Source organism: Isoptericola maris, assembly GCF_048065335.1.
Taxonomy (GTDB): Bacteria; Actinomycetota; Actinomycetes; order Actinomycetales; family Cellulomonadaceae; genus Isoptericola; species Isoptericola rhizosphaerae.
This window is the reverse complement of the sequence record NZ_JBLUNY010000007.1, coordinates 1-20,662: the sequence shown is the minus strand read 5'-3', so window position 1 is coordinate 20,662 and position 20,662 is coordinate 1. Positions and strand designations below refer to the sequence as shown.

Below are 20,662 nucleotides of genomic sequence, written 5' to 3'. Positions count from 1 at the left end.
AAGATCTCGGGGGTTGTCCCTACTCGGGGCTCTGCGCAGAGATGCCGAGGTGCCGCAGCACGGCGAGCACCCGGCGGTGGTCGGCGGCGTCCTGCGGGAGGTCCAGCTTGGCGAAGATCGACGCGACGTTCTTCTCCACCGCGCCGTACGACAGGTAGAGCAGCTCCGCGATCGCACCGTTGGACCGCCCCTGGGCCATCAGGTCCAGGACCTCCCGCTCCCGACCGGTGAGCCGGGACAGCCCGTCGTCGCCGGACGACGCTCCCATGAGCTGGGAGACCACCTCGGGGTCGAGCACGGTCTGGCCGTCCGCGATGCGCACCAGGGCGTCCAGGAAGTCACCCACGTCCGCGACCCGGTCCTTGAGCAGGTAGCCCACGCCGCGCGAGCTCCCGGCGAGCAGGCGTCCCGCATAGCGGGTCTCGACGTACTGGCTGAAGAGCAGCACGCCGAGGCCCGGATGGTCGCCACGGAGGGCGAGCGCGGTGCGCAGCCCTTCGTCGGTGAAGGTGGGCGGCATGCGGATGTCGACGACGACGACGTCGGGCAGCTCGCCCGCGTCGTGCTGCAGCGCGACCTCCCGTTCGAGCGCGGCGCCGTCGGCCACCGCGGCGACGACCGTGTGGCCGCGTCGCTCGACGAGCGCCGCGAGGCCGTCCCGCAGGACGGCGGAGTCCTCCGCGATCGCGACGCGCAGGTGCGGAGCCGGGGGCGTCGGACGGCGCGAGCCCGGTCCGGCGCTCACGAGCGTGGCCGGGTGGGTGTCGCCGGGCGGGTGTGGGTGGGCAGCAGCACGCTGACCACCGTAGGCCCGCCGACAGGGCTGGACAGGTCGAGGGTGCCGTCGACGGCCCGGACGCGGTCGATCAGGCCGGCCAGCCCGGTGCGGTGCCCGCTGCCGTCCGGTGCGACGACGACGGCGCCGCCCCGGCCGTCGTCGCGCACGCGGACCCGCAGACCGTCGGCCGTGCGCTGGACCATCACGTAGGCGCCCGAGGCCTCGGCGTGCTTGACGACGTTGGTCACCAGCTCGGCGACCGTGTAGTAGGCGATGGACTCCACCGCGGGGGCGAGCCGGCCGCCTGCCTCCACGTCCGGGTCGACGTCGACCGTCACCGGCAGCGCCGCCCGCGCCCCCAGCGTCTCCAGCGCCACGGCGAGGCCGCTGTCCAGGGCGGGCGGGTGGATGCCGCGGGCGATCTCGCGGAGCTCGGCCAGCGCCTCCTTGGCGGAGTCGTGGGCGGTGCCGACCAGGTCCTCGGCCAGGGTGACGTCGTCGCCGCCGCCCGAGAGCAGGTCCCGTGCCTCGCCGAGCTGCATGGCCACCGCGACGAGGCGCGCCTGCGTGCCGTCGTGCAGGTCCCGCTCGATGCGACGCAGGCGGTCGTCGGCGTCCTCGACGACACCGGCCCGGGTGCGCTCGAGCTCGGTGACGCGCAGGCTCGCGCGCGTCGGGCCGAGCAGGGCACCGGCCAGGAGGCGGACGAGGGCGACGAACGGCGCCTGGACCAGCGGCCAGAGGAAGAACAGCACCACCCCGGCCACGACGAGGGGCACCTGCCGGGCCGGGGTGTCGGCGAACCAGTACCAGTCCCCCGCCATGATCGAGAAGCCGCGGTGCATCGTGCCGTCCGGCGCCTCCTGCAGCGGGAGCACCCACGACCAGGCCCAGTGGGTCATGCTGCCCAGCGCCGCGACCAGGAACACGGTGGAGACCACGAAGGACGCGAGGGACAGCGGGAACGTCGTCACCATGTACAGGATCGCGCGCCATCCCGTGGCGTCGCCGGCCGTGCTGCCGAGCCGACGCCAGAACCCTCGGCGCGGCTGCCGGGGTGCGGGATCGGCGATCTCCATGTCGAGGAAGCGGCGTGCCATCCGCCGGTACATCCCGCCCCAGCCGCGCGCCCCGAGCACGAGACCGCCCGCGACGAACAGCCCCACGACCGTCGCCGCGAGCCCGACCGTCAGCACGGTGGTGAGCACCGCGTAGGCGAGCGCGAACGGGGCGAGCGGCAGGGCGAGCCAGAGGAATCCGTAGGCGCGCCAGGTGCGCCGCGCGAACGGCGCCGTGCGGAACCGCGGGGCAGGCGTGAGGGTGGTCATGGTGCCATCCTCCCGACCGGCAGCGGCTGCTGCCCAGGGTGTGTGCCGCCGTCGTGCCCGGGGGCTACCCCCCGCAACCTCCCCCCGCAACCAGGTGGGGGTCAGTAGCGGTAGTGGTCCGGCTTGAACGGCCCCTCGACAGGCACGCCGAGGTAGTCGGCCTGGGCCTTGCTGAGCTCGGTCAGGCGCACGCCGAGCGCGTCGAGGTGCAGGCGCGCCACCTTCTCGTCCAGGACCTTGGGCAGTCGGTAGACCTGGCGCTCGTACTGCCGATCCTCGGCCGGGCGGGCCATGTCCGCGAACAGCTCGAGCTGGCCGATCACCTGGTTGGCGAACGAGTTGGACATGACGAACGACGGGTGACCGGTGGCGTTGCCGAGGTTGAGCAGGCGCCCCTCGGACAGCACGATGATCGACCGCTCGGCGCGCGGCCCGTCCGCGCCGGCCGGGCCGCTGCCGGCCGGCATCGTCCACTCGTGGACCTGCGGCTTGATCTCGGTCTTGACCACGCCGGGCACCTCGGCCAGGCCCGCCATGTCGATCTCGTTGTCGAAGTGGCCGATGTTGCCGACCACGGCCTTGTCCTTCATCGCGAGCATGTGCTCGGCGGTGATGACGCCGAAGTTGCCGGTGGTGGTGATGAAGAAGTCCGCGTGGTCGAGGACGTCCTCGAGCCGAGCGACCTGGAAGCCGTCCATCGCGGCCTGCAGCGCACAGATCGGGTCGACCTCGGAGACGACGACGCGCGCACCCTGGCCACGGAACGCCTCCGCGGCGCCCTTGCCGACGTCGCCGTAGCCCGCGACGAAGGCGACCTTGCCGCCGATGAGAATGTCGGTGGCGCGGTTGATGCCGTCCGGCAGCGAGTGACGGATGCCGTACTTGTTGTCGAACTTGGACTTGGTGACCGAGTCGTTGACGTTGATCGCCGGGAAGAGCAGCTCGCCCGCCTCCGCCAGGTGGTACAGGCGGTGCACGCCGGTGGTGGTCTCCTCGGTGACGCCGCCGATCTGCTCGGCGACGCCGGTCCAGCGCAGCGGGTCGGCCTCGAGCGCGCTGCGCAGCAGGTCGCGCACCACGTTCATCTCCTGGGTGTGGTCGGGCTCGCCCGGCAGCGTGTTCGGCGGCACGACGCCCGCGCGCTCGTACTGCAGGCCGAGGTGGACCAGCATCGTGGCGTCGCCGCCGTCGTCCAGGATGAGGTTGGGGCCTTCTCCGGCCGGCCAGACGAGGATCTGCTCGGTGCAGGTCCAGTACTCCTCGAGCGACTCGCCCTTCCAGGCGAACACGGGCACGCCCTGGGGGTCCTGGGGCGTCCCCTCGGGGCCGACGACGGGCCGGTCAGATGACCGAGGCGGGCGTGAGCCGGTGGAAGGTCCGGTCGCAGTAGACCAGCCGGTTCCCCTCGGAGCTCGCGAGTCGGCGCACCACCTCGGCCACGACCACCCTCGACGCGCCCACGGCCGAGACGGCGAGGGGCCTGCAGAGCAGGGCCGCCGCAGCCGTGGTGAGCCACGGCGGTCCGCCGTCCGCGTACTCCCACGGCTGGTCCGCCGTGAAACGGGCGCCTCCGGGCATCGCGAACTCGCGCGCAAGGGGCACGTCACGCGCAAGCAGCAGGTTCACGGTCAGCGAGGGTCCGGAGAGCACCCGGCCCGCGGCTCGGCTGTCGGTCACGGAGAACACGAGAGCAGGCGGGCGGAGCGACACCGAGGCGACGCTGGACACTGTCAGGCCGGCGGGCCCCGCCGCGTCACGACCGGTCACTATCGCCACGCCCGCGGGATGCCCACGGAACGCGCTCCGGAAGTCCTCGGACAGCACGTCCGCCTGCCCCTCCGGGGCCTCTCCCCTCATCAGCGGCACAGCTCCCGGCAGTCCCTCGCCCTGCCCGGCGTCGTCACGCCCCGTCCCACTGCACCTCGGCGCCGAGCCCGGCGATCAGGTCGTAGAACTTCGGGCAGGTCTTGTCGACGCAGCGGGGCTGGTCCAGCCCCACCCCGTCGCCGCCGAGCCCCACGAGGGCGAGCGACATGGCGACCCGGTGGTCGTCTTGGGTCGCCACCTCGGCGAAGCGAGGGCTACCGGGATGGATGCGCCAGCCGTCGGGCCGCTCGTCGACGGCGATCCCCAGCTCCCGCAGCGCGGTGGCCATGGCTGAGATCCGGTCGCTCTCGTGGCTCCGGATGTGCTCGACGCCGCGCACGGTCACCGGCGCGTCGGCGAACACGGCCATCGCGGCGACGGTGAGCGCCACGTCGGAGCAGTCGCGCAGGTTGAGGTCGTGGCCGCCGCGGAGCGCGGTCAGGTGCGGGGGCCGGGTCACGCGCACCCCCCGGTCGCCGAGCCACTCGACGTCGCACCCGAACTGCTCGACGATTTCGACGAACCGGGTGTCGGGCTGCCGGCTGTGGCGCACCAGGTTCTCGAGCGTGACCTGCCCGCCCACGACGGCGGGCAGCGCGGCGAAGTAGGACGCGGTCGACGCGTCCGCCTCGACGTCGATGTCCGCGGGCCGGTACCCGGTGGGTGCGACGTCGATCGCCGCGAGCTCCCCGGTGACGGTCACGTCTGCGCCGAAGTGGCGCATGCAGTCGATCGTCATGTCCACGTACGCGGACTGGACCGCGCTGCCCTCGGTGGTGAGGCGCAGCCCCTCGGGCAGCAGCGGCGCGCTGAGCAGGAGGCCGGAGAGGTACTGGCTCGAGATGCTGCCGTCCACGCGCACCTCCCGGCCCACCGTCTGCCCGCCGCGCACCTCGAGCGGGTAGTGTCCGGGCTCGCCCACCGGGACGACCGGCCCGCCCAGGTGCTCGAGGGCGTCGAGCAGACCGCTCATCGGCCGCGCCGTCATCTGCGGGCTGGCCTCGAGCCGCCACGTCCCCGGGTCGCCGAAGGCGAGCAGGCAGGGCAGGAAGCGCGCCACGGTCCCCGCGGAGCCGACGGAGAGCGTGGCCTGCGGGACCGGGCGCCGCCGGCCGAGGCCGCGGACCCGCACGGACCCGCCGTCCACGTCGACCTCGCAGCCGAGGTCCCGCGCGGCCGCCAGGCCGAACCGGGTGTCGTCGCTCTCCAGCGGGTCGGCGATCGTGCTCACCCCGTCGGCGGCCATCGCGAGGATGATCGCCCGGTTGGTGAAGCTCTTGCTCCCGGGAACCCGGACGGACCCGGCGGCCGGGGCCTTCATCGGCGGGATCGTGACGTGCTCGTTGTCGTTCATGGTGCTCCTTGGTGGGGACGGATCTTGTTGCGCCGGGATCAGGTGCGGACCGCGAGGAAGGCCCCCGTGAGGGCCGCCACCATGACGGCTCCCACGCCCCAGACAGCACCGCTGCCCACCCAGGCGACGAGCCCGGCACCGGCTCCGCCACCGAGCAGCTGCACGGCGCCGAACACGGACGACGCGACTCCCGAGCCGCTCCGCGCGTCTCCGATCGCGCGCGACGTGAGGGCAGGGAGCAGCGCACCCTGGGCGATGCAGTAGAGGGCGCAGCAGGCGAGCGCGGCCCCGAGCCACCGGCCGCCCGCGGCAACGGCGACCGCGCCACCGGCGGCGCAGGCGATCTGCCCAGCGATGGCCCAGCGCACCGGGCGCGCCTGGACTCTGCCCGGCCGGGACCGGGCAAGGACCGCTCCGAGGATGAACATCGGGGTCATCGCGCTGATGAGGGCTCCGATTCCGGCGGCGTCGAGCCCGGCCGCGCGCTCAACGAGGCGCGGCATGCCGACGGTCAGGGCACTGAGGGCGCCGAAGTGGAACGCCGCTGCCACGCTACCGAGGAGGAGCGCGCGGTCCGCCGTGAGGGTGCGCAGGGCGGGGAGCGGCTGCGCCGTCGGGGGCCCGTCCGCCGCCAGCAGAAGGAGGACGGCGACGAGGACGGCCCCTGCCAGCACCGCCGTGAGGACGAACGGCGCACGCCAGCCGTACCCGGCCGCGAGGAGGCCTCCCAGGACCGGCGTGACGGCCGGGATCACGGCGATCCACACGGTGGTCACCGCGAGGGCTCGCGGCAGGTGGTCGGGAGCCGACGCGTCGCGGACCACCGCGCGCGAGCCGACGAGGCAGCTCGAGAAGCCGACCGCCTGGAGCAGCCGCCCCGTGAGCAGGACGGCGACGGTGGCCGAGGTTGCGCACACCACGGTTCCGGCCAGACCGACGGCGATCCCCAGCGCCGCGGTCCGCCGCCTGCCGAGGCGGTCGCTCACGGGCCCCCAGACGAGCTGCATCACGGCGACGACCGTCAGGTACACCGCTACGAGCGACTCACCGTTGACCGCACCGCCACCGACAGAGACCAGCGGGATCGCCGGGACGATGACGTAGGCGGCCACCTGCGACAGCGATGCGAGCAGCACCGCCGCGACCAGGACGCGCCATCCGGGCACCGGCCTACCTCCGTCCCGTACCGAGGTAGGCCTCGACCACCCGGCTGAAGTACGGCACCCGCACGTAGCCCTTCCATCCGAGGTTGCCCACGACGGACGCGAGCACCGGGTGCCACAGCTTCAGCACCTCGAAGGATCGGCCGACCGCACCGCCGGCCGACCGTCGGCCCGAGACCGTCGCCGCGACCACCATGTCGACGGCCGCACCGACGGACAGCATGGGCACGTTCCGCAGCCGGATGTTCACGTTCGTCATGGGGGTCTTGACCAGCGGGAGCCGGACCGACACGAAGGAGACCCCCGAGCCGGTGAGCTCCGACGGCAGCACGGCGAACGCCTGGTCCAGCGCTGCCTTCGTGGCCGAGTACATGCTGAAGCCCGGCACGTCGAGCTGCGTCGCGATCGACGAGAGGGTGACGACACGGGCGTCGGGCCGGTCGGCCATGAGCGGCACGAGGGCTCGGACCAGGCGCATCGGCGCGACGAAGTTTACCTGCGTCATCCTGCTGAGCTCCTCCAGGTCCGCCGACATGTCACGCAGCGGACGGTCGATCGACAGCCCCGCGGAGAGGACCAGCAGGTCGACCTCCCGCCCGGCCTGGGCGAGCCGGTCGATCGCCGCGCCCACGGAGGCGTCGTCGAGCAGGTCGCAGTCGACGAGCTCGACGCGTTCGGCCCCTGGCTGGTACTCCAGCACATCGTCGAGGCGCTTGCGGTTCCGTCCCAGAACCACGACCGAGGCGACGCCGTGCTCCAGGAGCCTGCGCAGGATCCCCGCCCCCACCCCGGAGCTCCCCCCGGTCATGACGACATGCTTGCCGCGGAAGAACTCCAGTTCGCGCCGGCCGGGCGCGCGGGCCTCGTGCGCGAGCCAGCCGTGCCAGGTCCGGGACGCATACTGCTCGAATGCCGGGGAGCCGATGCCGAGCGCCGCGAGGCGGGCGGACGTGGCAGCGTTGCTGAACTGGGTGGGCTGGTTGAGCTCGCCGACCAGGTACCGCGGGACACCGACGTCGTGCAGGATGTCGATCGCGTCGTTCTTGAGCTGCGTCAGCACGCCGTCGTGCTCCGCGCGCTCGTTGAACCCCTGCACCAGGTGGCCGAGCCAGCTCACCTCCGCCGAGCGTGGCCGGCCCGCGGCCTCGAGCACCAGCCGCATGATGTCGCCCGCGCGGAGGACCTCGTCCTCGAAGACGTGGTGCACGGTGAGGCCGTCGTCGGGCGCGGCCGCGAGCGCGACGACGGCCCGGGCAGCGTGGTCCACAGGGCAGAGGGGGATCGCCCCCCACCCGATGGTCGGCAGCGGGACGCCCAGGGGGACCGCCTCGTGGATCTTCCGGATGGCACCGAAGAAGCTGTAGACGCCGTCGGGCTTGAAGTAGGTGCCGGTGAGCTCGTCGCCGACGAGGACGCCGAGCCGGAAGACGCTCCGTGACGGGAGGGTGCTCTCGTGGACGAGCACCTCGGCGCGGTGCTTGGAGCTCGCGTAGCTACTCCGCCACGCGTGCGTCTCGTGGAGGTGCTCCTCCGTCCAGACGCCGTGGTACGTCCCCGCCACCGCGACGGAACTCATCAGGGAGAAGCCTGCAGCACCGACCTCCTCCGCGAGGCGGAGCACGGTGCGCGTCCCGTCCACGTTGACCTGGGCGTCAAGCTCTGGGTCGGGCCTCTCGAGGTCGTACCGCGCCGCGCAGTGGTAGACGTACGTCTTCGTGGCGGCGAGCCGCGCCACGGTGCGGGCGTCGAGGCCGCACCGCTCCTGGGTCACGTCGCCGACGACGACCTCGAGCCTCTCTGTCCTGCCCCTCCGCTCGGTGAGCCACGCGCGGAGCTCGTCCTCCACGCCGCCACGCACCACCGCGAGGATCGTCGCGGCGGGATGCCGGTCGCCGAGCTCGAGGAGCAGCTGCCTGCCGAGGAAGCCCGCCGCGCCGGTGACAAGGCGGACCTCGGAAGCCTCAGTCGGCATAGGTGATCCTCGCGAACACCTGGTCGACGACGCGGCGCCGCACCGGGTCCTCGCGCAGCGCGGACCGGACGTACTCGAACGCCTCCGACGCCTCGTCGACCAGGGCCTGCTTCGCGTCGGACCCCACCACGGTCCTCGTCAGGAGCCGGGACCGCAGGGCCCGGAACCACTCGCCGTGCGGTGCGTCGGGCGCCGCGTCCGCGAGCCAGTTCATCACGAAGCGCCGGCTCTGCGACGTGAAGCCCTGGCCCGCCGCGAGCGCCAGGAGGCAGTGCTCGAGGATGTCCCGGCAGATGAACTCGACCAGGCCAGGCGTGGCATGGCTGGCGGAGCGGGCGTCCTCCAGCGACTCACGAGCCAGGACCAGGTACTTCACCGACAGGTAGAGCGGAAGCGCCTGCACGTGGAAGTCGACCCGGAACTCGTCGACGACGTCGTCCCCGAACAGCACGATGCCCGTCCGGAGCCGGTGGAGGAACCGGAGGCTGTAGTTGTCGATCATGGGCAGCTTGCTCATCTGGGCGCCGACAGCCATTGCGCCCGCGACGTGGTCGAGGCGATCGGCCAGCGAGTCGTAGTCGTCCCGGCAGATGACCTCGGTGTTCACCTCCACCCCGTCGGCGTACGTCAGGGTCTCGAAGGACCGGCCCGACTCGATGAGCAGGCTGGAGCTCGTCCTGAGGTCGTCGCGCTCGGCGTAGGTGAGGAAGAGGATGTCCACGTCGGAGGACGCCGTCTGGTACCCCTCCGCGACCGAGCCCACGAGCAGGGCCCCGACCGGTTCGCCGTCCCCGAACTGCGCGCGGGCCGCGGCCGCCACGTCGAATCCCGACGCCCTGAGGAACGCCAGCACCTCGTCCTTGCCGCGCAGCTCCGTCAGACGGGCCGACGACTGCTTTCCTGAGCTACTTCCCACCTTCTGCCTCCAGGTAACGGGTGCCGAAGTTGCGCTCGATGAGCTTCTCGGTGGCCGGGCCGAGCGCCGCGAAGACGACCTCGGCGCCGATGCGCGCCACGGGATGGTCCTGCATGAACGTGCGGGCGCCGATGAGCTTGCGCCCTTCCGCGGCGATGGTCTCGACGTTCTTGGCCACGGTGTACTTCGCGGTCGACACGCGGAGCAGCCCTCGCGCGACCCCGCCCGCGTCGAGGACGTCCGCCGTGGCGAGGTCCCGGAACGTCGGCGCCTGGGCCAGGATGAGGTCCAGCGAGTTCGTGTACGAGATGGCAACGCGTCCGACGTTCGCGGCGAAGGAGTCGGACCGGCTGAGGGGCTCGCCGGACGGCAGGGTCGTGGACCTCCCGTGCTGGGCCGTCTCCTCCAGGATGCGGTGCCCGCCGCCGAGGTACAGGGCGGCGACGCACAGGTTGTGGCACATGAGCTGCAGGCTGTAGAAGGCGTTGAGCGTAGGGTCGGGACCGAAGACCGACTCCGGCGGCACCTCGAGCCCGGCGAACGTGAGCCGTCGCGTGTCCGCCAGCACCAGGTGATCACCGAAGAGCAGGTCCCCCGCGACCTGGAGGGCGGGGTTGCCACGCAGGTCGGTCACGACGCCCACGGGGTTCCTGCCCGCGTCGTACGTGAGGAAGACGACCTTGTCAGCCTCGGTGGCCAGCGACATGTAGGTCGAGTGCCCGTCCACACGGAAGGCACCGCCCGCGTCGACGATGCGCGACCCGCTGGCGCCGATGGTGCTGCCGCCGCCCTGCGACGTCGTGTTGGCGATGAGAAGCCGGCGGTCGAACGTCTCGTCGAGCAGCCCCCGGACGACTTTGCCTGCCGCGTCGTCGCCGGAGAGCACCGACCGGCCGATCCCGAACGCCAGCATGCTGGACAGGTGCTGCGACACGCCGAGCGCCAACCCCGGCGAGCGTGCGCCGATCGTGTGCAGGGCCGTGACGGTGGCCAGCAGCAGGCCGTGCGGGTCGTCGCGGTAGTGCTTGAGGAGGTAGGGCAGCTCGCTCGCGCGCAGAGCCTGGTAGAAGGGGCCGGTGTCGCCTGAGGCCACCGCCTCGTCGGCCAGCGCGGCGACCTCGTCCAGGCCGTCCAGGCCCGGCCGGGGACCGCTCAGTTCCGTTGTCAGGAGCATGGGTTCTTCCTTCGTTGCTGCGGGTGGGGGTACGCGGTCAGACGAGGTTCGATGCCCGGAAGATGCCGAGCACGTCCGCGGCCGGCCAGGGTTCCTGCGCCGCGACGAACACCGGACGGCGCGACGACGGACGGAACTCCGCCTTGTGACGCTCGATGCCCTCGAGGTTGTAGACGCCGGTCCCGTACCTGCGCACGAGGTCCATCGCGAAGGTGGTGTAGAGGTTGCTCTTCCGCCCCGCCGGTGTCGCGCCGAGGTCGGGGCACAGGCCGAGGGAGAGGACAGGGACCCCTTCCTCCCGCAGCCGGTCCACGAGGGCGGCGTGGATGACGTAGTCGGCGTTCTTCGGCGCGTCCTCGAGGCCGCGGTTGATGTTGGAGTGGTATCCGACGACCTTCTCCTCGCGCCACATCGCGTCGATGGTGACGAGGTGGACGACGCGTCCGTCCGCGTGGCGGAGCGCAAAGACCCGCTGGTGACTGTTGCGGCGCATGAAGGGCCGGGTCACCAGCCGGTTCTCGGGCCGGCCGGCGCTGCGCCGGACCAGCCAGTCCTGGGAGACCCGGTGGAGCTGCGCCCACGCCGCGTCGTCGTCCTCGTCCACCTCCGTGACGGAGAAGCCGAGCGACGTCGCGCGGCGCACGGCATTGCGGATGTTCTGCTTCTTCGGCCCGGACAGGTCGTAGCCGCCGCCGAGATCGAGCAGCGCCTCCCACCCGAGCGGGTTCAGGTACATGCCCTCACGGGTGAGGAGCTTCCCGAGCTGCTCACCCACGTTGAGGAACACCACGCCCGAGGAGGCGCCCAGGAAGCGCCGCACGAGCCTCTCCCAGGCCTCCTCGGGGGCGAGCGGCTCGCCGAGGCAGACCCGGAGCGTGCGCGACCCGCTCCGTACCTCCATGAACGCGATGACGCCGTCGCCGTCGCCGAAGACCTTCATGCCGGGCTGGTCGACAGACGCTGCGAGCGAGAAGGACCCGTAGCGGCGGACGTGCTGGTCGAGGTCGGTCGGCATACTCAGCTCACCCCCGCGTGCACCACGGCACGCCATCGTCCGTGCGCCTCCACCACCGCCGACGCCGCCGACGTGAGCACCTCGAGCTGCTCCCACGACTGGCCGAGCAGCACCGGGTCGAACCCCCGGGCGACGAAGTCGGCGACCATCAGCGCGTGCGCGGTCCCCCGCGGTTTGGGATCCAGCGCGGTTCGAGTGACGCCCCCGTCCCGCGCCGTCTCGATGACGGGCTCCCGGACCAAGGCGTCCGACATCCCGAGGATCGTGGTCAGGCGGCTCCGGAAGCCCGGCCCCATCACCTCGATCGTGACGGTGTCCCCCGGCCCTTCCGAGCGCCACGCCGTCCGGAGATCGATCGCCGTGCCGCCCGATACCAGGCTGAGCCGGGAACCGGTGTCGACGTCGACCTCCGTCGGCCCGTCCGGACGGCCGTGCCACGACGCGACGTGGCCGGCGCCACCCGCGCCCGGCCCGAGGTGCTCGAAGCTCGCCGACAGCAGCTCGACCGGTCCGTAGCCGGTGAGCGCCAGGGCGCACTCGAGCAGGTGCCAGCCCAGGTCGACGGACGAGCCTGCGGCGGCGTGCTCCGCACGGGTGAGCCACGGCGAGCCGGGGACGCCGCTCTCGCGGACCCACGAGACCGACACGCGGTCGAGCCGGGCGGGGCCTTCGGACCGGACGTGCTCCAGGAACCGCGCCACGTGCGGGTCGTACCGGGTGCTCCAGCTGCGGAGCACGCGCGAACCGCCCCGTGCTGCGGCGTCGCGGAGGGTCTCCAGGCCTGCGAGGTCCACGCACACGGGCTTCTCGACCACCGTCGGGATCCCCCGCTCGAGCGGTATCCGTGCGACGTCCGCGTGCGTGACGTTCGGGGACGCCACGACGGCGACGTCGTACTGGCCGGGACGGAGCTCCTCGGGTGAGTGGTGGGCCCGCGTGGCCCCTGCTGTCTCAAGGTCGCGCGCCGGGACGTGCTCGTCGAGGACGCCGAACTCGGTGAAGCCCGCGGCCTCGAGGGCCGGCAGCCAGAGCCGGCGCGAGGCCCACCCGAAACCGCAGAAGAGGACGCTCCTCACCGCGTCACCACCCCCTCGGCCGCCCGGACGGCCGCCTCCACGAGGTCACCCAGCCGGTCGAGCTCGTCCGCAGGAGCCAGCAGGACACGGTGGTGGAAGCTCAGGCCGGTCTCGCCGATCAGCACCGAGTGCGGGCACCGCTCGTGGAGCTCGGCGAGCGACGTGCCCTTCTCCGGTGCGCCGGCATAGGCGGGCAGCGTGAACAGCGGCGGGTACGTGCGCGAGACAGGCACGCCGTCCGCGACCAGGTCGGACACGACCCGGTCCCGTGCCGCCGCCCCCGCACCCGGCAGCACGAGACGCGCCTGGACCAGGTAGTACGACTCCACGTCCGTGGCCGACGCCGCCCGCTGCAGCTCCAGGCCCTCGACCTCGGCGAGGCGTGCGCGCAGGCGGGCTGCGCCCTGGCGTCGTCGTGCGGCCAGGTCGCTGAACCGCTCCAGCTGGGCTGTCAGGAGGGCACCCGTCAGCTCGGGCATCCGGAAGTTGCTCGCGACCTCCTGGTGGTCGTAGCCGGCGGCACCGGGCACCCGCCCACAGTTCTGCAGGGCGAGCGCACGCCGGTAGGCGGTCTCGTCGCCGAAGCCGACGGCCCCGCCCTCCCCGCCCGGGAGCAGCTTGGAGTGCTGGAAGCTCCAGCCGACCGTCCCGCCACTGCCCATCAGGCTCGCGCCCTGGGGCCGGATACCCGGACCGTGGGCGGCGTCCTGGACCACTGCGAGGTCGCGGTCCGCCGCGAGCCGGGCGACGGCCCCCAGGTCGGCGGGCACACCGCCGTAATGGACCGGGACGACGCCCGCCAGGTCGTGGTCGAGCCCCGCGTCCCGGACCGCGGCGACGTCCAGCGTCCACGTCGACAGGTCGACGTCGGCGATCACCGGCGTCGCACCGTGCCGCTGGACGGCGGAGAGCGACGAGTAGAACGTCATGGCGGGCAGCAGGACCTTGTCGTCCGCGCCCACCCCGCTCGCCAGGAGCGCCAGCTCCAGGGCGTGCGTCCCGTTCGTCACGCCGATGACGTACGGGACCTCCTCGAGGGCTCCAAACGCCTCCTCGAACCCGGAGACCGCGCTCCCCTCGTTGCGCCACCAGCTCCCGCTGCGGACAGCGGCGAGAACCGTCTCCTCCTCGCGGTCCCCGAACTCTGGCCAGCACGGCGCCTCAAACCTCATGCGCAACTCTCCTCACGGCATCGGTGATCCTGGCGACGACCTCGTCGACAGGGTGCTGCGCGTCGACGACGACCTCGGCGGTCGCGTACTCCGCCTCGCGCTCGTCGAGCAGGGAGCGCAGCCTCTCGCGGAGGTCACCCTCCGCGAACATGACCCGGTGGCGCCCGCGATGACGGACCACGAGCGTGTCCAGCGGGACCCGCAGGTAGACGGTGCGCCAGCCGGCGAAGTCGGCGCGGGTCTCCGGTTCGTGCCAGCCGCCGCCGCCGATGGCCACGATGCCGCCCGGGCGTGCGGCGAGCTCCGTGAGGACGGTGCGCTCGCAGGCACGGAACGCGCGCCACTCGGCCGCACCCGGACGTCGTCCCAGGACGTCGCCGAACCTCTCGTCGACCAGCGCGTCCGAGTCGGCGAAGCCCAGCGACGTGCGCCGGCCGAGCTCCCGCCCGACCGTGGTCTTGCCGGCGCCAGGCATCCCGACGAGGGCGATCATCCACGAACCTCCGCACCGACCACCTCGGCCAGGTCGTCGGGCGATCTCCGCGCGTCCAGCACCGTGACGCGTGGTCCCGCCGCGAGAAGCCGCGGACGGTGCCGCTCCCGCATGCCGGCCAGGACGTCGAGCGTGCCCTCGTCACCCAGGGTCGCGGGCATCCAGTCCCCGCGGTCCCGGAGCCGGGCGAGGGCGTCGGCCGGCTCCAGGTCGAGGTAGTAGAGGTGTGCGGGGGTCGGGAAGCGGGAGAGCAGGTAGTCGAAGAACGGCCGGTCGGTCGTGATCGCGTCCTGGTAGATCGCGAAGAGCGGGAACCACCTGTCGAAGAGCCACGGCCCGGTGTCCTCGGCCAGGCAGCTGAGCCCGACCAGACCGTCGACGAGGTACGTCTGGTGGCGGAACTCGTCCTCGAACGCCGCGCGGATGCCGGACGACCCGTCCGGCGCCTCCGGGACGCTGCTCTTGAACAGCCTGAGGCTCGCGGAGGCCAGGCGAGCGACGGTCGTCCGGGCGCTCGCGGCGACCGCGTGGACGAGCGTCGACTTGCCGGCCCCGTCGACGCCCTCGACGGCGCACAGCGCCTCGGGCGAGGGGTGCCCGAAGGTGGTCCGCGTCGTGGGGTAGGCACCTGGCGGGCGGGACGACGGCCTTCGTGCCGGGAGCCGGCTGGTCACCTCCTCGACGACGAGCGCCGCGACGGCGTCCTGCGAGAGGTCGGCGACGTCGATCGTGATCACGGCCGGGTCTCCGGCGAACACCTCGTCGTACCGGTCCTGGAGCACCTGGAGGAAGTCGGCGACCCGGTCCTCGCCGGTCTGGAGGACGAGCCAGTCGTCCATGGCCACGAGACGGGCCGCGCAGGCCGCCACGTCGCCACGGAGGTACAGGACCAGGTCCACGTGGGGCAGCGCGTCCTTCAGGAAGCGGCACCTGTGGTCGAAGTCGGCCGGGTCTTCCGTGTAGGCGTGGAACGTCTGCCACCACCGGTCGTGCACGAGCACGTCGTAGGCCGCGTGCTCCTGCGCCAGGTACTCCGCCCTGGCGACGCCCTCCGTGAGGAAGACCTGCGTCTTGGTCCGGCGGGAGACCTCCGTCCAGTACTTCTGGGGGTCGCCGGCCATGTCGCGCCCGTACGCCTTGAACAGATCGAGGGTGATCGGAGCCATCGTCCCGGTCAGGACGCTGCGCCGCGTGGCGAGCGCGTCCCGGAGAGCGGAGATGAGGGTCGTCTTGCCGACCCCGTCGATCCCCTCCACGACGATCCGGTAGGGGGTGGGGTGCTGTGTCACGGTCGTCCTCCGAGGCAGGCTGCGTAGAAGAGTCCGCCGCGGAGCGGCGCGTGCGCCCCGGCGGTCGACAGGCGGAGGCGGGGTGTCCAGTCGTCGTCCGGCAGCCGTTCCCGGACCTGGGCGAGGAGCTCCTCGGCTCCGCGCCGGTTCGCGTCGACGTACCGTCCGCCGAGACTGACGACGCACGCCGGAAAAATCCGCGACACGGTCCGCAGGTGCCGGGCGAGCTCGGCGGCGAAGGCCGTGGCAGTCGTCGTGCCGTCACCGAACCCGGTCCAGGCCGCCTGGAGGCACCCCGTGGCCCCGCACGAGCAGGGCGGCCCGTCGAGCCGCGTGGCGATGTGCCCGAGCTCCGGGTTCACGGGGCCGAGGCGCAGCGGCCGGCCGCCACGGGCGATGCCGCCGGCCACACCGGTGCCGAGGTACAGCGAGACGTGGCAGACGTCTTCGCCGCCACCGGTGTCAGCGCCCGGGACCGCGTAAGCGTCCGCGATCGCCGCCGCGTCGCCGTCGGCGAGGAGCACGACGTCGGACCCGAGCGCCTCCGCGAACAGGTCCGCCAGCGGCAAGCCTGCCCAGTACGGACGGTTCGGCCACGACCCGACGACGCCGTCCCGCACCGCGGGCGCGACCACCACGACCGGCGTGCCCCGGAAGCCTGCCGACCCCGAGCGGAGGAGGCCGGAAAGAGCGGACAGCTCCCGCCGGGCGTCCCCCAGCCGGGGAAGGGGACGCTCGACGACGACGCCGTCCACCGGTCCGCGGCAGAGGGCGATCTTGGTCGCGCCCAGGTCGATGGCCAAGAGGTCGTCCGCCACCGGTAGGCCCTTGCGGAGGGGGGTCGCGGCGGGCGTCATCCCGGCGCCACCTCGTCGAGCCGTCGCGCCAGGTCGGAGAGCGCGGCCTCGTAGCCCGCCACCCCGAGTCCTGCGATGAACGCGTCCATCACGTCGGCCAGCACGGAGGTGTGGCGGAACGACTCCCGGGAGAACACCTGCGAGATGTGGACCTCGTACTTGAGCCCCGCGAAGTCCTCGAGGCAGTCCCGCAGGCTCCAGCCGGCCATCATGAGCGCGCCGGGGTTGAGCACCAGCCCGTCCGCCGACCGCCAGGTGTCGACGAACCGGATCAGCTCGGCCTCGGAGTCGGACTGGAAGCACTCGAGCCCGACGCCCAGCCGGGCCGCGCACTCGCGCAGCCGGTCCTCGAGCGCGGGGAGGGTCGTCGTGCCGTAGACGTCCGGGCGGCGGGCACCCAGCCGCCCCAGGTTGGGTCCGTTCATCAGCAGGACGGTGCGCACGGCGCCTCCAGGTGAAGTGCTCGGGCGAGGCCCGAGGCCTCGCGGACGATGTCGAGCCCGGCCGCCGGCGAGAGCTGGACGGGCTGCCCCGGCCACTCGACACCCAGGAAGTCGACCTCGACCGCCTGCGCACAGAGGTGGTCCACCGGCGAGTCCCCGACGTAGAGGGTGCGAGGTGGCTCGCTGCCGCCCACGGCCATCAGGTGCGCGAGACCGTCAGGGCTCGGTTTTCCGGGCAACGGGTCGTCGCCGCAGACGAGCCAGCGGAAGAGCTGGCTCAGCCCCAGCAGGTCGAGCAGCTCCTCGGTGCGCAGCCGGTCCTTCCCGGTAAGGAGGGCGAGCCGGGTCCCGCCGGCCGCCAGCCCGCGGAGCACCGCCTCGACCCCCGGGAAGAGGCGCACCTGGTGAGCCCGGGCACGGCTCTCCGCCGTGAACGCCTCGGCGAGCCCTGCCGGCCATCCCAGCTCGCGGCAGATGTCGGCGAACGGCCGGCCCTGCCGGGCCTCGAGCTCGTCGAACGGCGCGGGACCCGCCGACACCCGGGCGAACGCGGCCTCGAAGGCCGCCCTCATCGACGCGCTGCTGTCGACGAGCGTCCCGTCCAGGTCGAACACGACGACCTCGCGTCGCCCCGTCATCCGTGCGCCGCCACGGCGGCGGCAGGCCGCGCCGCACCGGCGATCTCGTACATGAGCAGAGGCATCGCCTCGCTGATGGGGTACTGGCGCGTCAGCCGCTCGTACCGCTCGAGCACGTCGCGTCCGTGCTCGAGCCCGAGCGCGGCGCTGAGGAAGGCAGCGAGCAGGCTCTCGAGCTCGGCCGCCCGGTCGAAGGGCAGGTTCCCGTCCGGCTCCTGCACGAACGAGACCACCTGCCGGAGGCTGGCGAGCATCGTCGCGGTGACGTCCCGGTCGGCGAAGAGCCCGTCCCGCGCCTCCGGCGCGAACGGGTTGTCCTGGACCGCCTCCAGGCCGAGGACCTCGCGGGCGACGGTGTCCGCGATCTCGGGCGCCATGAGCATCCCGTTGCGATAGGTCGCTGTCGCCACGAAGACGTCGGAGCCGCCGGCCCGGCCGAAGAGCGGATAGCCGTCGGAGGCGATCGGGCGGTATCCCGCCCGCGTCTCGACCACGCTCGCCGTGCGGAGCCACACGTTGACCTCGTTGGCGAGCGAGTGGCTGAGGGAGTGCAGCTCCCCGAGGCTGAGCTGCGGCCGGTCGAAGGAGCTGGTCTCCAAGCGGTTGGTGGCCCCGAGGTACGCCCGGCCCCCGGCCATGGGCACCACGTGCGTCCCGCAGGCGAAGTCCCGGTTGGGCGTCCTGATCACGCCACCGAACCGCACGTCGGTCTCGACGACGAGGCTCGCGCCGCGACCACCGAGCATCGCCGGCAGCGGGGTGCCCCCCAGCTCGAGGTCGCGCAGGAGACCGCAGGTGTCGGCACCCGCCGCGACGACGACGCGGTCGGCGGGGTGGTCCTCGCCCCGGCGGGTCCGCACCACGGGGCGCGGGCCGGAGAGGGACACCGACTCCACCGCGTCGTCGACGACGAGGACCGACGGATGCCGCTCGAGCGCGGCGTCCAGGGCCGCCAGGACGGTCCCGCTCTCGATGTAGCCCTCGTCCGGCAGGGCCAGCACCCTCAGCGGCCGGGAGAGCCGGTGGGGCTCGAGCCCCGGCACGTCCCGGGCGTCGATCCACTCGCTGCGCTGCCCGGATGCGTCGGCGCGGCTCTTGATGAACTCGATGTTGTCGACGTCGGCGAGCCCGTTGTTCGACGCCACGATGAACGTCCCCCGGCGGACCCGTCCCGCTGCGGGCGTCCCGTCGGCCAGCTCGTCGTACCACGACTGCCAGCGGAGGCCCGCGGCCTCACGCAGCACTCCTTCTGCACGGTCCGCGCGGGTGTCCTTGTCCTTCGTGTACTCCGCGAAGGCGCCGAGCATCGCACCGGACGCGCGGCTCGCGCTCCGTGCGGCGAGGCCTGTCGGCGCGAAGATCGCGACTCGCGCGCCGGACCGGGCGAGTGCCAGCGCCACGGACTTCGCGATGACTCCGGCGCCGACGACGGACACCTCAGACCCTGCACGCATCGATTCCCGTTCCCCTCTGTGCTGCACAGGGGACCGCTGGGCCGCGACAGGACCGGCGATGGATCCCACCTCAGGCTCGCAACCCCCGCGAAAATCCCCTGACGCCGGGTAGGCCTCTCCAGTCCACACCTTTTGCGTGGCCTTGCCACAGACGCTACTAACGGGACATATTCGGGGTTTTTTGCGCCCGTATGGTGAGACCCGACCAGGAGCAGTGGCTGGTCGCGCCCAGCGCTGCGGGTGCCGAGGATGAACCGGCCACCATCGAGGGCAACCCGGCCACGATCCGTGCGGGTCGCTCAACAGGACCTGCTTCAGCTGGGAGGGGTGAGCGCCCGGCCGCAGGCGATGCGGTCCGCTTCGAGAACGCCGTCAGGTACCGCCTCCGGTGCGGAAGCGGTACCTGACGGCGTTCTGAATGCGGAGCCCGGTGGAGAACCTCAGTAGCGGTAGTGGTCCGGCTTGAACGGCCCCTCGACAGGCACGCCGAGGTAGTCGGCCTGGGCCTTGCTGAGCTCGGTCAGGCGCACGCCGAGCGCGTCGAGGTGCAGGCGCGCCACCTTCTCGTCCAGGACCTTGGGCAGTCGGTAGACCTGGCGCTCGTACTGCCGATCCTCGGCCGGGCGGGCCATGTCCGCGAACAGCTCGAGCTGGCCGATCACCTGGTTGGCGAACGAGTTGGACATGACGAACGACGGGTGACCGGTGGCGTTGCCGAGGTTGAGCAGGCGCCCCTCGGACAGCACGATGATCGACCGCTCGGCGCGCGGCCCGTCCGCGCCGGCCGGGCCGCTGCCGGCCGGCATCGTCCACTCGTGGACCTGCGGCTTGATCTCGGTCTTGACCACGCCGGGCACCTCGGCCAGGCCCGCCATGTCGATCTCGTTGTCGAAGTGGCCGATGTTGCCGACCACGGCCTTGTCCTTCATCGCGAGCATGTGCTCGGCGGTGATGACGCCGAAGTTGCCGGTGGTGGTGATGAAGAAGTCCGCGTGGTCGAGGACGTCCTCGAGCCGAGCGACCTGGAAGCCGTCCATCGCGGCCTGCAGCGCACAGATCGGGTCGACCTCGGAGACGACGACGCGCGCACCCTGGCCACGGAACGCCTCCGCGGCGCCCTTGCCGACGTCGCCGTAGCCCGCGACGAAGGCGACCTTGCCGCCGATGAGAATGTCGGTGGCGCGGTTGATGCCGTCCGGCAGCGAGTGACGGATGCCGTACTTGTTGTCGAACTTGGACTTGGTGACCGAGTCGTTGACGTTGATCGCCGGGAAGAGCAGCTCGCCCGCCTCCGCCAGGTGGTACAGGCGGTGCACGCCGGTGGTGGTCTCCTCGGTGACGCCGCCGATCTGCTCGGCGACGCCGGTCCAGCGCAGCGGGTCGGCCTCGAGCGCGCTGCGCAGCAGGTCGCGCACCACGTTCATCTCCTGGGTGTGGTCGGGCTCGCCCGGCAGCGTGTTCGGCGGCACGACGCCCGCGCGCTCGTACTGCAGGCCGAGGTGGACCAGCATCGTGGCGTCGCCGCCGTCGTCCAGGATGAGGTTGGGGCCTTCTCCGGCCGGCCAGACGAGGATCTGCTCGGTGCAGGTCCAGTACTCCTCGAGCGACTCGCCCTTCCAGGCGAACACGGGCACGCCCTGGGGGTCCTGGGGCGTCCCCTCGGGGCCGACGACG

General features: G+C 72.5%; 18 protein-coding genes and 1 pseudogene. All 19 read right to left on the bottom strand.

Features of this window, described 5'->3' with window-relative positions:
* Positions 1-19: 19 nt before the first annotated feature.
* A complete protein-coding gene (locus ACH5HR_RS11370; protein ID WP_402375917.1) occupies positions 20-697 on the bottom strand; it encodes a response regulator in 678 nt (225 codons plus the stop codon).
* 44 nt (positions 698-741) lie between these two features.
* Entirely contained in the window at positions 742-2,106 is a 1,365-nt protein-coding gene (locus ACH5HR_RS11365) for a sensor histidine kinase (RefSeq protein ID WP_416477931.1), read from the bottom strand.
* Positions 2,107-2,207: 101 nt separating this feature from the next.
* Positions 2,208-3,440: pseudogene (locus ACH5HR_RS11360) on the bottom strand (adenosylhomocysteinase); the annotation flags it as partial.
* Between the two features lie 7 nt (positions 3,441-3,447).
* Positions 3,448-3,963: a flavin reductase family protein gene (locus ACH5HR_RS11355; protein WP_416477930.1), complete on the bottom strand. Its 516-nt coding sequence runs from the start codon at positions 3,961-3,963 to the stop codon at positions 3,448-3,450.
* Between the two features lie 43 nt (positions 3,964-4,006).
* Positions 4,007-5,326 carry a 3-phosphoshikimate 1-carboxyvinyltransferase gene (aroA, locus tag ACH5HR_RS11350; RefSeq protein WP_416477929.1) on the bottom strand — a complete coding sequence of 440 codons (1,320 nt, stop codon included), beginning with the start codon at positions 5,324-5,326 and terminating at the stop codon, positions 4,007-4,009.
* Positions 5,327-5,364: 38 nt separating this feature from the next.
* Positions 5,365-6,492: an MFS transporter gene (locus ACH5HR_RS11345; protein ID WP_416477927.1), complete on the bottom strand. Its 1,128-nt coding sequence runs from the start codon at positions 6,490-6,492 to the stop codon at positions 5,365-5,367.
* 4 nt (positions 6,493-6,496) lie between these two features.
* The gene (locus ACH5HR_RS11340) at positions 6,497-8,461 is read right to left on the bottom strand and encodes an SDR family NAD(P)-dependent oxidoreductase (RefSeq protein ID WP_416477925.1); all 1,965 of its coding nucleotides are present in this window, start codon (positions 8,459-8,461) and stop codon (positions 6,497-6,499) included.
* On the bottom strand, positions 8,451-9,377 hold the full coding sequence (locus ACH5HR_RS11335) for a hypothetical protein (RefSeq protein ID WP_416477924.1): 927 nt from the start codon (positions 9,375-9,377) through the stop codon (positions 8,451-8,453). Before ACH5HR_RS11335 ends, ACH5HR_RS11340 begins: the two co-directional genes overlap by 11 nt.
* Complete coding sequence (locus ACH5HR_RS11330) at positions 9,367-10,551, bottom strand: acyl-CoA dehydrogenase family protein (RefSeq protein ID WP_416477921.1); 1,185 nt, start codon at positions 10,549-10,551, stop codon at positions 9,367-9,369. Before ACH5HR_RS11330 ends, ACH5HR_RS11335 begins: the two co-directional genes overlap by 11 nt.
* 37 nt (positions 10,552-10,588) lie before the next feature.
* Positions 10,589-11,566, bottom strand: coding sequence for a phosphatidylglycerol lysyltransferase domain-containing protein (locus tag ACH5HR_RS11325; RefSeq protein ID WP_416477920.1), 978 nt, complete (start codon positions 11,564-11,566; stop codon positions 10,589-10,591).
* Between the two features lie 2 nt (positions 11,567-11,568).
* Positions 11,569-12,642, bottom strand: coding sequence for a Gfo/Idh/MocA family protein (locus tag ACH5HR_RS11320; RefSeq protein WP_416477919.1), 1,074 nt, complete (start codon positions 12,640-12,642; stop codon positions 11,569-11,571).
* Positions 12,639-13,814 (bottom strand): DegT/DnrJ/EryC1/StrS family aminotransferase, encoded by a 1,176-nt coding sequence (locus ACH5HR_RS11315; RefSeq protein WP_416477917.1) that lies wholly within the window; start codon positions 13,812-13,814, stop codon positions 12,639-12,641. The genes ACH5HR_RS11320 and ACH5HR_RS11315 overlap by 4 nt, the downstream gene beginning before the upstream one ends.
* Positions 13,804-14,307 (bottom strand): shikimate kinase, encoded by a 504-nt coding sequence (locus tag ACH5HR_RS11310; protein ID WP_416477915.1) that lies wholly within the window; start codon positions 14,305-14,307, stop codon positions 13,804-13,806. Before ACH5HR_RS11310 ends, ACH5HR_RS11315 begins: the two co-directional genes overlap by 11 nt.
* A complete protein-coding gene (locus ACH5HR_RS11305) occupies positions 14,304-15,596 on the bottom strand; it encodes a hypothetical protein (protein ID WP_416477914.1) in 1,293 nt (430 codons plus the stop codon). Before ACH5HR_RS11305 ends, ACH5HR_RS11310 begins: the two co-directional genes overlap by 4 nt.
* The gene (locus tag ACH5HR_RS11300; RefSeq protein ID WP_416477913.1) at positions 15,593-16,453 is read right to left on the bottom strand and encodes an ROK family protein; all 861 of its coding nucleotides are present in this window, start codon (positions 16,451-16,453) and stop codon (positions 15,593-15,595) included. Before ACH5HR_RS11300 ends, ACH5HR_RS11305 begins: the two co-directional genes overlap by 4 nt.
* Entirely contained in the window at positions 16,450-16,878 is a 429-nt protein-coding gene (locus ACH5HR_RS11295; RefSeq protein WP_416477912.1) for a type II 3-dehydroquinate dehydratase, read from the bottom strand. Before ACH5HR_RS11295 ends, ACH5HR_RS11300 begins: the two co-directional genes overlap by 4 nt.
* Positions 16,878-17,534, bottom strand: coding sequence for an HAD family hydrolase (locus ACH5HR_RS11290; RefSeq protein WP_416477910.1), 657 nt, complete (start codon positions 17,532-17,534; stop codon positions 16,878-16,880). The genes ACH5HR_RS11295 and ACH5HR_RS11290 overlap by 1 nt, the downstream gene beginning before the upstream one ends.
* Entirely contained in the window at positions 17,531-18,988 is a 1,458-nt protein-coding gene (locus ACH5HR_RS11285) for an FAD-dependent oxidoreductase (protein ID WP_416477909.1), read from the bottom strand. Before ACH5HR_RS11285 ends, ACH5HR_RS11290 begins: the two co-directional genes overlap by 4 nt.
* A gap of 440 nt (positions 18,989-19,428) precedes the next feature.
* Positions 19,429-20,662 (bottom strand): adenosylhomocysteinase (locus ACH5HR_RS11280; protein ID WP_416477908.1); only part of this gene is annotated, 1,234 nt, incomplete at its 5' end.